This is a genomic window from Streptomyces sp. NPDC001858, from assembly GCF_053594615.1.
This window is the reverse complement of the sequence record NZ_JBSFEV010000011.1, coordinates 145,829-158,487: the sequence shown is the minus strand read 5'-3', so window position 1 is coordinate 158,487 and position 12,659 is coordinate 145,829. Positions and strand designations below refer to the sequence as shown.

The window sequence follows — 12,659 nt, the reverse complement described above, 5'->3', positions numbered from 1 at the left end:
GTCCGGACGAGAGGTGGGCCATGACCCATATCGAGGACGAACTGACCACCCAGCCCGAGTGCTGGACCCGCGCCGCGGCCGAAGCCGTCCGGCACGCCGGGGAGTTGCCGAGGCCGGGGGAGCGGGTCGCGCTGGTCGGCTGCGGCACCTCCTGGTTCATGGCCCAGGCCGCGGCGGCCCTGCGCGAGGGCGCGGGGCACGGCGAGACGGACGCCTTCGCCGCCTCGGAGTTCCCGACCGGCCGCGGCTACGACCGGGTCGTGGCCCTGACCCGCTCCGGCACCACCACCGAGGTCCTCGACCTGCTCACCCGGCTGCGCGGACACACCCGCACGACCGCGATCACCGCCGACCCGCACACCCCGGTCATGCGGGCCGCCGACCATGTCGTCGTCCTGGATCACGCCGACGAACGCTCCGTCGTGCAAACCCGGTTCGCGACCACCGCGTTCACCCTGCTGCGCGCGCACGTGGGGCTGCACACCGACGCCGTCGTCGCCGACGCCCGCACCGCGCTCGCCGAGCCGCTGCCCGAAGGGCTCGTGGACCGCGGGCAGTTCACGTTCCTGGGGCGCGGCTGGACCGTCGGCCTGGCGAACGAGGCCGCGCTGAAGATGCGCGAGGCCTCCCTGTCCTGGACCGAAGCGTATCCCGCGATGGAGTACCGGCACGGCCCGATCAGCGTCAGCACCGCCGCCACGGCCACCTGGATGTTCGGCGACGCGCCCGAGGGGCTGGCCCAACAGGTGTGCGCCACCGGGGCGTTGTGGATCGCGGGACGGCTGGACCCGCTTGCCGAACTGGTCCGCGCCCAGCGCCTCGCCGTGGCCGTGGCGGCGGCCCGCGGCCTCGATCCGGACCGGCCGCGCCACCTCACCCGCTCGGTGATCCTCGCGCCCTGAACACGCCCTACGCGTCCTGAACGCGCCCTGAACTCCTGACGAGCCGAAGAGGAGTCGCCGTGCCCCTCACCACGACCGGCGAGCTGGTCACCCGGGCCCACACGGCCGGTACCGCCGTCGCCGCCTTCAACATCATCACGCTGGAGCACATCGAGGCCGTCGTCGAGGGGGCCGAGGCCGCCGGCGCGTCCGTCGTCCTCCAAGTCAGCGAGAACGCCGTCAAGTTCCGGCAGGGCCGTCTGCTGCCGCTCGCCCGGGCCGCCGCCGCAGCCGCCGAACGGGCCGCCGTGCCGGTCGCGTTGCACCTCGACCACGTCCAGAACGCCGACCTGCTCGGTCAGGCGGCCGACGCCGGCTTCGGTTCGGTCATGTACGACGCCTCCCGGCTGCCGTACGCCGAGAACCTCGCCGCGACCCGCATTGCCGTCGACCGGGCGCACGCCCAAGGGCTGTGGATCGAAGCCGAGTTGGGGGAGATCGGCGGCAAGGGCGCGCATGTCCCCGGGGCCCGCACCGACCCGGCCGAGGCCCGCGCGTTCGTCGCGGAATCGGGCGTGGACGCCCTGGCGGTGGCCATCGGCAGCGTCCACGCGATGACCGCCCGCACCGCCGCCCTCGACCACGACCTGCTCGCACGGCTCAGCGCGGCCCTGGACGTGCCCCTCGTCCTGCACGGCTCCTCCGGAGTCCCCGACGGGGAACTGCGGGCCGCCGTCGCCGGGGGCATCGCCAAGGTCAACATCGGCACCGCGCTCAACCAGGCCCTGACCGGCGCGATCCGCGACCACCTCGCCACGCATCCGGACGCCGTCGACGCCCGCACCTACCTCAGCGCGGGACGGGCGGCCATGGCGCGAACGGTCGAGCGGATCCTCACCGGCGTGGGGCTCACCCTTGTCTGACCGCCTTCAGCACCACGAACTTCGGTTCGCCGGCGACCAGTTCGCAGTTGCCGAACAGCCGCTTCAGCTTGACGTGATAGCCCAGGTGCCGGTTGCCCACCACCCACAGCTCGCCGCCCGGCCGCAGCGCCCGCCGGGCCCCCGTGAACATCCGCAACGCCGTCGCGTCCGTGGTGGCCTGGTGGGAGTGGAACGGCGGATTGTTCAGCACGAGGTCCACACTGTCGTCCGCCACCCCCGCCAGCCCGTCCCCGACCCGGAACTCGGCCTGCCCGGGCACGCCGTTCGCCTTGTACGTGGCCTCCGCCGACGCCACCGCCTGGAACGACTCGTCCGTGAACAGCACCTCGGCCTCCGGATTGGCCAGCGCCACCGCCGTACCGACGATCCCGTTGCCGCAGCCCAGGTCGACGACCCGGCTCGGGCCGGCGGTCCGCGGCAGCCGTCCGAGGAAGAACCGGGTGCCGATGTCCAGCCGCTCGGCGCAGAACACGCCCGCGTGGTTGACGACGGGACGGCCCGCGAGCGGGTCCCCGAGGTCGGCGGGGAGGTCGTAGACGTGCGGCCACGGATTGGCGGGGCGCCTCAGCGCCGGATCCGGGGTGCACAGGATCAGCCGGGCCTTCTGCTCGGCGAGCGAGGTCCGGGTCGGCCCCAGGATCCGCTCGAACAGTCTCAGCGTCGAGGTGTGGATCTCCTTCACCATGCCCGCGCCGACGACCACCGTGTCCGCGTGCACGGCGGGCGCCAGCCGCAGCAGCTGGTCCTCCAGGAGCGCGAGGCTCTTGGGCACCCTGATCAGGAGCACGTCGATCCGCTCCGGGACCGGGTCCCGGGTGGTGAGCAGCCCGACGGAGCCGGTCTCGACCCCGGCCCGCGCCAGGTTCGTCCGGGTCGCCTCCTGCCCCAGCCAGGAGTCGGTGATCTGCGTCGGACGGTGCGCCGCGAGCGCCGTGACCAGCGCGCCCCAGCGGTCGCCGAGCACCACCACCGTGCCCGTCAGCGGCGTGTCCTGGGCGGCGAGGTGTCTGAGCAGGTACGCGTCGGAGGCGTCCCAGGCACGCAGTCGATCGCGCGGATCCTCGGGGTGGCGGGCCGGCGAGACCTCGCCCCACGGCGTCGTCAAAGGGTCGTTCATCGTCAGCCAGGCTAACCGAACCGCAGCTCAGGCCCGGTGTCGGAGCCATGGAGGAGGATGGACGCATGGACACCGAGCTGTTTCCCCGGGAGCGGGTGCGGGTCGCGCCGGGCGCGGTGCACGTGCCCGACTGGCTGGACGCGGCGCGCCAGGCCGAGCTGCTGCGGTCCTGCCGGTACTGGGCCCGTCCGCCGGCCGGACTGCGCACGGTGCGTACGCCCGGCGGCGGCACGATGACCGCCCGCCAGGTCTGTCTGGGCTGGCACTGGTACCCGTACGCCTACGCCCGCACGGTCGCCGACGGCGACGGCGCGCCCGTCAAGCCCTTCCCCGCCTGGCTGGGCGACCTGGGCCGACGCGCGGTCGCGGACGCCCTGGGACCGGAGGCGGCCGGGGCGGCCGCGTACGACATCGCGCTGATCAACTTCTACGACGGCGACGCCCGGATGGGCATGCACCGGGACGCCGACGAACAGTGCGACGCGCCCGTCGTGTCCCTCAGCCTCGGCGATGCCTGCGTCTTCCGGTTCGGCAACACGCGGACCCGGGCGCGCCCCTACACCGACGTCGAGCTGCGCAGCGGCGACCTGTTCGTGTTCGGCGGGCCGTCCCGGCTCGCCTACCACGGGGTGCCGCGCGTGCTGCCGGGCACGGCGCCGGCCGAACTGGGCCTTGCCGGGCGGCTGAACGTCACACTGCGGGCGAGTGGCTTCCCCGCCGTCGCCTGAGGAACGGATCATGGGAGACTCGCCCTCATGAGCGGCAAGGCGGACCCCCGGTCGGCGGGGGAAGGGACCACCTCGAGGGCGCGGTTGGACCGGGGGCGCGGTGCGCTCGGGCCCGCGCTGGAGCTCGTGCACACCGGGCGCGCGCCCACCCGCGCGGTGCTCACCGCCGAACTCGGCGTCACCCGGGCGACCGCCGGCGCGGTCGCCGCGGAGCTGGAGGCGCTCGGGCTCATCCGGGTCGACGCCCGGCCCGGCGCGGCCGCCGGTTCCCAGGGCCGCCCCTCCCACCGGCTCGAAGTCGCGCCGGACGGCCCGGTGGCTCTGGCCGCCCAGGTCCACGCCGACGGATTCAGGGCCGCGCTGGTCGGCCTCGGCGGACGGATCATCGCCACCACGCCCAGCTGCGAGACGGTCGACGCCGACCCCGCCAAGGTGCTCGGCGCGACCGTCGACGCGGGTGCGGAGCTGCTGCGGCAGACCGGCCGCCGCTGCGTGGGCGCCGGGCTCGCCGTACCCTCCGCGGTCACCGAGCCCGAGGGGCTGGCGCTCAACCCCCTGCACCTCGACTGGCCGGCGGGCGCGCCCGTGCGGGAGATCTTCGCCGAGCGGGTCCGCGCCGCCGGTGTCACCGGCCCCGCATTCGCGGCCAACGACGTCAACCTCGCCGCCCTCGCCGAACACCGGCACGGCGCCGGACGCGGCGCCCGCGATCTGCTGTGCGTGGCCACCGGGCACCGGGGCGTCGGCGGCGCGCTGGTGCTGGACGGCCGTCTGCACACCGGGAGTTCGGGCCTCGCCCTCGAAGTCGGCCATCTCACCGTCAACCCCGAGGGCCGCCCCTGTCATTGCGGCAGCCGGGGCTGTCTCGACGTCGAGGCGGACCCGCTCGCCCTGCTCACCACCGCCGGGCGCGAGCCCGGGCCCGAGGGCTCGCTGCTCCAGCAGGCCGACCAACTGCTGCGCGAGGAGTACGGCGACCCGGTCGTGCGCACGGCCGCCGAAACGCTGATCGACCGGCTGGGCCTGGGCCTCGCCGGTCTGGTGAACCTCCTCAACCCCGACCGCATCATCCTCGGCGGCCTGCACCGCACCCTCCTCGACGCCGACCCCGAACGGCTCCGCGCGGTCGTCACCGACCGCAGCCTGTGGGGCCGCAGCGGCGGAGTCCCGATCCTCGCCTGCTCCCTCGACCACAACAGCCTCGTCGGAGCGGCGGAGTTGGCGTGGCAGCCGGTGCTGGACGATCCGCTGGGGGCGCTGAGCCTCGGGTGAGGCCTCGCGCAGGCGCTCAGAAGTCTTCGCACGCGGCGGTGCGGAACTCCGCCACGGACGCGGCGGTGCGCCGGCCGTCGGCGTCGGCGCCCTGCACGTCCTCGCCCGCGAAGTAGCGCACCTGGCCCGGCGTCAGCCCGGCCAGTTCGGTGAGGTCGAAGGACACATGGGCCGTCGACCAGGAGTTGTCCTCGGTCCAGCCGTACAGGGTGTATGTACGCTGCCGATCGAGGGCGGCCGGCATCGCCTTCGCGACGGTCCAGCCCTCGCCGGCGGCGTCCATCGGCCAGCTGACGAACCCGGTGACGGGCTCGGCGCGGCTCCACCTCGCCACGTCCGTGGTGTCGTCCCCCGGGCCGTCGGTGTACAACGTGACCCCGTCGATGTGGTCGTCACAGACCATCAGCACGCCGACCGGCCGTCCGTCCGCCGTCACCGTGACGCCCGTGACGCCCGCCACGGGGACCCCGCAGCCGGTCAACGAGGCCACGACCGCGGCACCGGCGCAGGCCGTGGCCGCATACCGGAATCGGGCCCGCACGAGCCCACCCCCCTTCGACGAAGCCTCCATCGTGACGGCTGCCCCGGCGCAGGACAATACGTTTCGGCTACCAGCCCCGCGCCGCCGACCGCAGCCGGTCGTGGACCCGGTTCACGTCGGGGTTGGCGTCGGAGCCGGGGCGCTGGACGAGGAACAGCGTGTTGAGCGGTGGCTCCTCAGGCGCGTGCAGGAGCACCAGGCGTCCAGAGTCCAGATACTCCTGGCACAGCGAGTGCGGCAGGACGCTGTAGCCCGCGCCCGCGTTGACCGCCGACAGCACCGCGTACAGATTCGGCACCGTGACCGCCGCCCGGGCGGTGAGCTGCTTGCCGAAGACGTTGCGCCAGTAGCGCCGGGCGATCGGGAGGTCCTCCGCGTAGGTGACCAGCGGGACCTCCCGCAGCACGGCGCACAGGTCACCGGCCGCAGGGTGCTCCGCGACCTGCCGCGCCCAGGACGGGGAGGCCACCAGGACGTACTCCTCGTCGGCCAGCGGAACCGACTCCAGGGCCCGCCCGCGCGGCCGGCGGGTGGCGATCACCAGATCGTGCCGGCCCGCCCGCATCTCCTCCAGGAGCGGCTCGGTCAGCCCCTGCGTGACCCGGAGCCGCAGCCCGTCGGCGACCAGCGGCGCGAGCGCGGGCAGCACCCGCACGCACAGCAGCTCCGACGGCCCCGCCAGATGCACCGGCGCGGTCTGCCCGGACAGCGGACCGCCGCCCTCGAGAGCGGCCAGCGCGTCGAGCGGCGCCGCGAGCTGCTCCGCCAGCTCGTGCGCCGGGGGCGTCGGCTCCACGCCCCGGGGCAGCCGGGTGAACAGCTCGCGCCCGGTCTGCTGCTCCAGGGTGCGGATCTGGGCGGTCACGGTGGGCTGGGACAGCCCCAGCTGCGGGGCGGCCGCCGTGAACGAGCCGGAGCGGTACACGGCCAGGAAGGTGCGCAGCAGATTGAGGTCGGCGTGCGTCGGCAGCTGCCTGCCGTCGCCTGCCACGGCCTCCGCGATGTCGGGCGTCCGGGTCTTCATACCGCCAGGGTAGCTCCGGACCGCATCGGCATCCCGATGACAGACATCCGCCTCTCTATTGGTTTCCCGATGGGCGAGGGCTCTACCGTCGAAGACGTCGCCGAGCGGTGGCACCCAGTACCGCACCACCCCACGAAGGGATCTTCCGATGACCACGCAGAACGCGATCGACTGGCCCGAGAAGTACCTGCCCGGCACCGGCGACAACTTCGTCTCCAACGAGATGATCGTCAAGGGCCTCGCCGCCCCGCAGATCTGGCGCTTCCTGATCGACACCTCCGAGTGGGAGGGCTACTACGACAACGTCGCCGACATCTCCTTCCCGCAGGGCGGCGGCCCGGTGCTCCGCGACGACCTGGTGTTCTCGTTCGGCACCTTCGGCTTCCCGCCCCTGGCCGCCCACGTCGTGCAGTTCCAGGCCCCCGCCGACGGCGTTCCCGGCCGGCTGTCGTGGACGGCGAAGCAGGACGGCGCGCCGCAGGAGCGGCTGGACGTCCTGCACGCCTGGCTGGTGGAAGATCTTCCGGGCGGCCGGGTGCGCGTCCTGACCCAGGAGACCCAGCTCGGCGTGCCCGCCGCGGCCCTCGCGCACGAGCGGCCCAATCCGATGCTCAACGGCCACCAGGCGTGGCTGGACGGCCTGATCGGCGCTGCCTCCAAGTAGTCTCGTACCGCGACTGATCAGGGAGTTGACGTCATGACAGACAAGCTCACCGTGAGCGTCCTGGGCACCGGCATCATGGGCGCCGCGATGGCCCGCAACCTCGCCCGGGCCGGCCACACCGTGCGCGCCTGGAACCGCACCCGGGCCAAGGCCGAGCCGCTCACCGCCGACGGCGCACACGTCGTCGACACCCCGGCCGAGGCGGTCGAGGGCGCGGACGTCGTCCTGACCATGCTCTACGACGGCCCCGCCACCCTGGACGTCATGCGCGAGGCCGCTCCGGCCCTGCGCGCCGGCACGGCCTGGCTGCAGTCCACGACCGCCGGGATCGACTCCGTCGGCGACCTCGCCGCCTTCGCCCGCGAACACGGCCTCGTCTTCTTCGACGCCCCGGTCCTCGGCACCCGGCAGCCCGCCGAGGCCGGCCAGCTGACCGTGCTGGCGGCGGGCCCCACGGCGAGCCGGGACGCGGTCGCGCCCGTTCTGGACACGATCGGCGCGCGCACGGTGTGGACCGGCGAGGACGGCGGCACGGGCAGCGCCACCCGGCTGAAGCTGGTGGCCAACAGCTGGGTCATCGCGGCCACCGCCGCGGCCGGCGAGGTCCTCGCCCTGTCCCAGTCCCTCGACGTCGACCCGAACGCGTTCTTCGAACTGATCGCGGGCGGCCCGCTCGACATGGGCTACCTGAAGGCGAAGACCGACCTGATCCTCGAAGACCGGCTCTCGCCCGCCCAGTTCGCGGTGACGACGGCCGCGAAGGACGCGCGGCTGATCGTCGAGGCCGGGGCCCGGGGCGGCGTCCGGCTCGATGTGGCGGCCGCCGGCGCCGAGCGTCTGGAACGGGCCGCCGCCCAGGGCCACGGCGACGAGGACATGGCCGCCGCCTACTTCGCCAGCTTCGACACCGACGCCTGAAACCGACAGGAGAGCCGCACATGTCCAAGCCCCCGCTGCCGCCCGAGGCCGTCGAGCTGCTGAGCCGCCCCAACCCCTGTGTGATGGCGACCCTGCGCTCCGACGGAACCCCCGTCTCCGCCCCGACCTGGTACGTCTGGGAGGACGGCCGCGTCCTGATCAGCCTGGACGAGGGCCGGGTCCGGCTCAAGCACCTGCGGCGCGACCCGCGCGTGACGCTGACCGTCCTAGACGGCGACGACTGGTACACCCATGTGACCCTCATCGGCCGGGTGGTCGAGCTGCACGAGGACGAGGGCCTGGCCGACATCGACCGCGTCTCCGCCCACTACATCGGCAAGCCGTACCCCGACCGGGTCCGCTCCCGGTTCAGCGCCTGGATCGAGATCGACCGCTGGCACGGCTGGGGCACGATGAAGGACAGCGACCAGGCGTCCACCTGAGCCCCCCCGCGGCCGCGCCGTCACACCGCCACGGTCCGGCGCGGCCGGGGCACCAGCTCGCCTGCGCAGTTGGGGCAGACGCCCCGCAGGGCGTCGGTGCACGGCACGCAGAACGTGCACTCGTAGGAGCAGATCCGGGCCGGGGCGTCGGGCGGCAGTACGGCCGTCGTGCAGCGCTCGCAGCGGTCGCGCATCTCCAGGGCCATGGGGTACGGCTCCTCACCCGCGGGTTCGTTCGTCGACGCCCATCCTCGCGGGCCGCTTCGGGGTCCGCCACCACCTCCCCGGGACAAGGATCCACACGATCGGGCCACACCCGGGAGCAGCGCGGTCGGCCCCGGCTGCTCCCCGGGAAGTACGTGCGGTGCCGCCGGCCGTACGACGACCCGGACCCCTCCCCGGCGGGAGTCTCGAGACATCACCGGAAGACCCACCTGGGAGATGACTCGAGATGCAGACACTGGCGAACTGGGACGGCGGCCCCGGCCCCTGGATCCTGTTCTTCCCGCTGATCTGGGCGGCCGTCGTGATCGGCGTGGTCACCCTCCTGCGCCGCACCGCGTGGCGCGGCCGCGGCGGCCCGTGGGGCGGCCCGCGGGACGGCCGCCCCACCGGCGACGCGCCCCTGGCCGTCCTCGGCCGGCGCTTCGCCTCCGGCGAGATCGACGAGGACGAGTACTGGCGCCGGCTGTCCGTCCTGGACGAGCAGTTCGGCCCCATGGGCAAGGGCGGTGCGGCATGACCACCGCGACCGCCACCACCACGCGCAGCGCCGCGCGGGTCGTCGACGCCGTGAAGGTCTACGGCGTCGGCGACACCGCCGTACGGGCCCTGGACGGGGTGAGCGTCGACTTCCCGGCCGGCCGCTTCACCGCGATCATGGGCCCCTCGGGCTCCGGCAAGTCCACCCTGATGCACTGCGCGGCCGGCCTGGACGACCTCACCTCGGGCACCGCCTACGTCGGCGACACCGACCTCGGCACGCTCGACGACCGACGCCTCACGCTGTTGCGCCGCGACCGGGTCGGCTTCGTCTTCCAGGCCTTCAACCTGGTGCCGACGCTGACCGTCGAGGAGAACATCCGGCTGCCGCTGGACCTGGCGGGCGAGCGGGGCGAGACGGAGTGGATCGACGCCCTCGTCGACGTCGTCGGCCTGCGCGACCGCCTCCGCCACCGGCCCTCCGAGCTCTCCGGGGGCCAGCAGCAACGCGTGGCCGTGGCCCGGGCGTTCGCCGGCCGGCCGGACGTCGTCTTCGCCGACGAGCCCACCGGCAACCTCGACTCCCGCGCCGGGGGAGAGGTGCTCGGGCTGCTCGCCGACACGGTGCGCCGGACCGGCCGCACGGTCGTCATGGTCACCCACGACCCGGTCGCGGCCGCCCACGCCGACGAGGTCGTCTTCCTCGCCGACGGCCGTCTCGTCGACCGGATGGCGTCCCCGACCGCCGACCGCGTCCTGGACCGGCTGAAAGCCTTCGAGGTGCAGTCATGAACGCCTCCCCAGCCTCCCCAGCTTCCCCGGCCGCCCTCCGCCTGAGCGTGTCGTCCCTGCGCGCCCATCGACGCCGGTTCGCCGGGACCTTCCTCGCCGTCTTCCTCGGCGTCGCCTTCCTCGCCGGAACCCTCGTCATGGGCGACACCCTGCGCGCGAGCTTCGACTCGATGTTCGGCGCCGCGACGGCCGGCACCGACGCGGTCGTGCGCGGCGCCGACACCGTCACGGCCCCCGGCGAGAGCCAGGGCGTGCGCCGGCCCGTCGACACCGACCTGGTCCGGACGGTCGAGGCCGTCCCCGGCGTCGCGGCAGCCGCCCCCGACATCCAGGGCGCGGGCCAGCTCCTCGGCCGCGACGGCGACCCGATCGGCGGTAAGGGACCGCCCACGATCGCCGGCAACTGGATCACCGACCCGAAGCTCAACCCCTACCGGCTCGCCGAGGGCCGCGCCCCGGCCCGGTCCGGCGAGGTCGTCGTCAACCGCGGCACCGCCGACCGGGGCGGCCTGAAGATCGGCGACACCACCACGCTGCGCACGCCCGACCCCCTGCGCGTGACGATCGTCGGCCTCGCGACCTTCGGCGGCGAGGACGGCATGGCCCAGGTGACCTTCACCGGCCTGACCCGCGCCGACGCCGAGCAGTACCTCACCGCCCGGCCCGGCCAGGCGGCGGGCATCGTCGTGCGGGCCGATCCCGGGGTGAGCCAGTCGGAACTGGTCGACCGGCTGACTCCCGTGCTCCCCGCGGGCGTCGAGGCGATCACCGGGCAGGAGGCGGCGCAGGAGAACACGGACATGATCGCCGGCCAGTTCCTGACGGTCTTCACCACGTTCCTGCTGGTGTTCTCCGGGGTGGCGCTGCTGGTCGCGACGTTCTCCATCCACAACACGTTCGCGATCGTCGTCGCCCAACGCACCCGTGAGAACGCCCTGTTGCGCGCGCTGGGCGCCTCCCGCCGCCAGGTCACCGCGGCCACCCTCGTCGAGGCGAGCGTCGTCGCCGTGACCGCCTCGGCGGCCGGACTCGCGGGCGGCATCGGCATCGCGGCCGGCCTCCAGGCGCTGTTCCCGGCCATCGGATTCCCCTTCCCCGAGGGCGACCTGGTGATCGGCGCCCTGTCGCTGGCCCTCCCCCTCGCGGTCGGCGTCCTGGTCTGCCTGGGCTCCGCGCTGCTGCCCGCCGTCCGGGCCGGCCGCACGGCTCCGCTGGCCGCGCTGCGCGAGACGGCCGTGGACGCCTCCGGCGCCTCCCGCCCGCGCGCCGTCACCGGCCTGGTGCTGCTCGCCCTCGCCGTCGGCGCGACCCTCACCGGCGTCCTCGGCTCCCCCTCCCTGTGGCTGGCCGGCGGCGGAGCCGTGCTGGCCCTGGTCGCCTTCGTGGTGCTCGGGCCGGTCGCCTCCGGCACGGCCGTACGCGTCCTCGGCGGCCCACTGGACCGGCTGCGCGGCGTCACCGGGCGCCTCGCCCGCCGTAACGCGCTGCGCAGCCCGAAGCGGACGGCGGCCACCGCGAGCGCCCTGATGATCGGGGTCGCCGTGGTCTCCCTCTTCACCGTGTTCGGCGCCTCGCTGAAGGCGACCATGGACCAGACCGTCTCCCGCTCCTTCGCGGGCGACGTCGCCGTCAGCACCCCCTCCTTCGGCGCGGGCTGCAGCGGCCTGAGCCCCAAGCTCGCCCCGGCGATCGACCGGCTGCCCGAGGTGGACACGGCCGTCGGCCTGGGCCGGGGCGTCGCCGAAGTCGACGGCAAGGGACGGGCGTTGACCGTCACCGACCCGGCGGCGCTGCGGCGTACCTTCGACCTCGGGGCCGTCCAGGGCGACCTGGACGAGCTGGGAGCCGACGGCATCGCGATCACCCGCCAGGAGGCCGACCGTCAGGGGCTGACGACCGGCGACACCGCCCGGCTCGTCTTCGCCGACGGTGAGCGGCGGACCTTCACCGTCCGCGCGGTCTACGGCCGCTCCGAACTCGCCGGCGACTACGTCATCACCCGCGCCGCCTGGGCCCCGCACCGCACCCAGGACGCCGACACCCTGATCGCGGTCTCCTTCGAGGACGGCGTGAGCGCGGACGCCGGCAAGGCCGCCGTCGAGCAGGTCGCCGCGCGGTACGGCGACCCCGAGGTGCAGACCCGCGACGCGTACGCGCGGTCCTCGGCCGGCGGCATCGACATGATGCTGACCCTCGTCTACGCCCTGCTCGCCCTCGCCGTCCTCATCGCGCTTCTCGGCATCGCCAACACGCTGACCCTCGCGATCCACGAGCGCACCCGCGAGCTGGGCCTGCTGCGGGCCGTCGGTCAGACCCGCTCCCAGCTGCGGGCCATGGTCCGCTGGGAGTCGGTCCTGGTCGCCGCGTTCGGCGCGGCGGGCGGACTGGTCCTGGGCGCCTTCCTCGGCTGGGTGCTCGTGCGGGCCTCCGACGGCGCGAGCGACAGCGCCTTCGCCTTCGCGGTGCCGCCCGTCCCCCTCGTCGTGGTGGCCCTGGTGGGCGTCGCCGCCGGAGCCCTCGCGGGCCTGCGCCCGGCACGGCGCGCGGCCCGCCTGGACGTCCTGCGGGCCATCGCCACGGAGTGACCCGAGCGATCCGGGTGATCCGAGCGATCCGGGTGACCGGAAAGAGAG

14 protein-coding genes are annotated in these 12,659 nt (G+C 74.4%); 10 read left to right on the top strand and 4 right to left on the bottom strand.

The genetic code is table 11. From position 1 onward, the window contains the following. Nucleotides 1-20: 20 nt before the first annotated feature. On the top strand, nucleotides 21-902 hold the full coding sequence (locus tag ACWCPF_RS18665) for an SIS domain-containing protein (protein WP_451046120.1): 882 nt from the start codon (nucleotides 21-23) through the stop codon (nucleotides 900-902). A 59-nt stretch (nucleotides 903-961) separates the two neighbouring features. Continuing rightward, a complete protein-coding gene (locus ACWCPF_RS18660) occupies nucleotides 962-1,804 on the top strand; it encodes a class II fructose-bisphosphate aldolase (RefSeq protein ID WP_451046119.1) in 843 nt (280 codons plus the stop codon). Here the strand turns inward: ACWCPF_RS18660 and ACWCPF_RS18655 are convergent. Continuing rightward, nucleotides 1,791-2,930 carry a methyltransferase gene (locus tag ACWCPF_RS18655; RefSeq protein WP_451046233.1) on the bottom strand — a complete coding sequence of 380 codons (1,140 nt, stop codon included), beginning with the start codon at nucleotides 2,928-2,930 and terminating at the stop codon, nucleotides 1,791-1,793. The two genes, ACWCPF_RS18660 and ACWCPF_RS18655, sit on opposite strands and share 14 nt — an antisense overlap. A gap of 77 nt (nucleotides 2,931-3,007) precedes the next feature. Here ACWCPF_RS18655 and ACWCPF_RS18650 point away from each other — a divergent pair, with 77 nt between their 5' ends. Next, nucleotides 3,008-3,670 carry an alpha-ketoglutarate-dependent dioxygenase AlkB family protein gene (locus ACWCPF_RS18650; RefSeq protein WP_451046118.1) on the top strand — a complete coding sequence of 221 codons (663 nt, stop codon included), beginning with the start codon at nucleotides 3,008-3,010 and terminating at the stop codon, nucleotides 3,668-3,670. A gap of 27 nt (nucleotides 3,671-3,697) precedes the next feature. Further along, on the top strand, nucleotides 3,698-4,942 hold the full coding sequence (locus ACWCPF_RS18645) for an ROK family protein (protein WP_451046117.1): 1,245 nt from the start codon (nucleotides 3,698-3,700) through the stop codon (nucleotides 4,940-4,942). A 16-nt stretch (nucleotides 4,943-4,958) separates the two neighbouring features. Here the strand turns inward: ACWCPF_RS18645 and ACWCPF_RS18640 are convergent, their stop codons facing one another. Continuing rightward, nucleotides 4,959-5,483, bottom strand: a complete 525-nt coding sequence (locus tag ACWCPF_RS18640; protein WP_451046116.1) for a hypothetical protein — start codon at nucleotides 5,481-5,483, stop codon at nucleotides 4,959-4,961. Nucleotides 5,484-5,550: 67 nt separating this feature from the next. Beyond that, complete coding sequence (locus ACWCPF_RS18635; RefSeq protein WP_451046115.1) at nucleotides 5,551-6,507, bottom strand: LysR family transcriptional regulator; 957 nt, start codon at nucleotides 6,505-6,507, stop codon at nucleotides 5,551-5,553. Nucleotides 6,508-6,655: 148 nt separating this feature from the next. Between ACWCPF_RS18635 and ACWCPF_RS18630 the strand changes: the two genes are divergently transcribed. The 3 genes from ACWCPF_RS18630 to ACWCPF_RS18620 are packed head-to-tail and all read left to right on the top strand — an operon-like array spanning nucleotide 6,656 to nucleotide 8,532. Then, the gene (locus ACWCPF_RS18630; RefSeq protein ID WP_451046114.1) at nucleotides 6,656-7,171 is read left to right on the top strand and encodes an SRPBCC domain-containing protein; all 516 of its coding nucleotides are present in this window, start codon (nucleotides 6,656-6,658) and stop codon (nucleotides 7,169-7,171) included. Between the two features lie 33 nt (nucleotides 7,172-7,204). Next, nucleotides 7,205-8,089 (top strand): NAD(P)-dependent oxidoreductase, encoded by an 885-nt coding sequence (locus ACWCPF_RS18625; protein ID WP_451046113.1) that lies wholly within the window; start codon nucleotides 7,205-7,207, stop codon nucleotides 8,087-8,089. Between the two features lie 20 nt (nucleotides 8,090-8,109). Then, nucleotides 8,110-8,532, top strand: coding sequence for a PPOX class F420-dependent oxidoreductase (locus ACWCPF_RS18620; RefSeq protein WP_451046112.1), 423 nt, complete (start codon nucleotides 8,110-8,112; stop codon nucleotides 8,530-8,532). Nucleotides 8,533-8,552: 20 nt separating this feature from the next. On the opposite strand, the gene ACWCPF_RS18615 is transcribed toward ACWCPF_RS18620, so the two are convergent. After that, nucleotides 8,553-8,738, bottom strand: coding sequence for a DUF1272 domain-containing protein (locus tag ACWCPF_RS18615; RefSeq protein WP_451046111.1), 186 nt, complete (start codon nucleotides 8,736-8,738; stop codon nucleotides 8,553-8,555). Between the two features lie 245 nt (nucleotides 8,739-8,983). Here ACWCPF_RS18615 and ACWCPF_RS18610 point away from each other — a divergent pair, with 245 nt between their 5' ends. Genes ACWCPF_RS18610 through ACWCPF_RS18600 form a run of 3 tightly spaced genes read left to right on the top strand, consistent with a single transcriptional unit; the run spans nucleotide 8,984 to nucleotide 12,611 of the window. Further along, nucleotides 8,984-9,274: an SHOCT domain-containing protein gene (locus ACWCPF_RS18610; RefSeq protein ID WP_451046110.1), complete on the top strand. Its 291-nt coding sequence runs from the start codon at nucleotides 8,984-8,986 to the stop codon at nucleotides 9,272-9,274. Continuing rightward, nucleotides 9,271-10,026, top strand: coding sequence for an ABC transporter ATP-binding protein (locus tag ACWCPF_RS18605; protein ID WP_451046109.1), 756 nt, complete (start codon nucleotides 9,271-9,273; stop codon nucleotides 10,024-10,026). The genes ACWCPF_RS18610 and ACWCPF_RS18605 overlap by 4 nt, the downstream gene beginning before the upstream one ends. Beyond that, complete coding sequence (locus ACWCPF_RS18600; protein ID WP_451046108.1) at nucleotides 10,023-12,611, top strand: ABC transporter permease; 2,589 nt, start codon at nucleotides 10,023-10,025, stop codon at nucleotides 12,609-12,611. Before ACWCPF_RS18605 ends, ACWCPF_RS18600 begins: the two co-directional genes overlap by 4 nt. Nucleotides 12,612-12,659 lie beyond the last annotated feature (48 nt).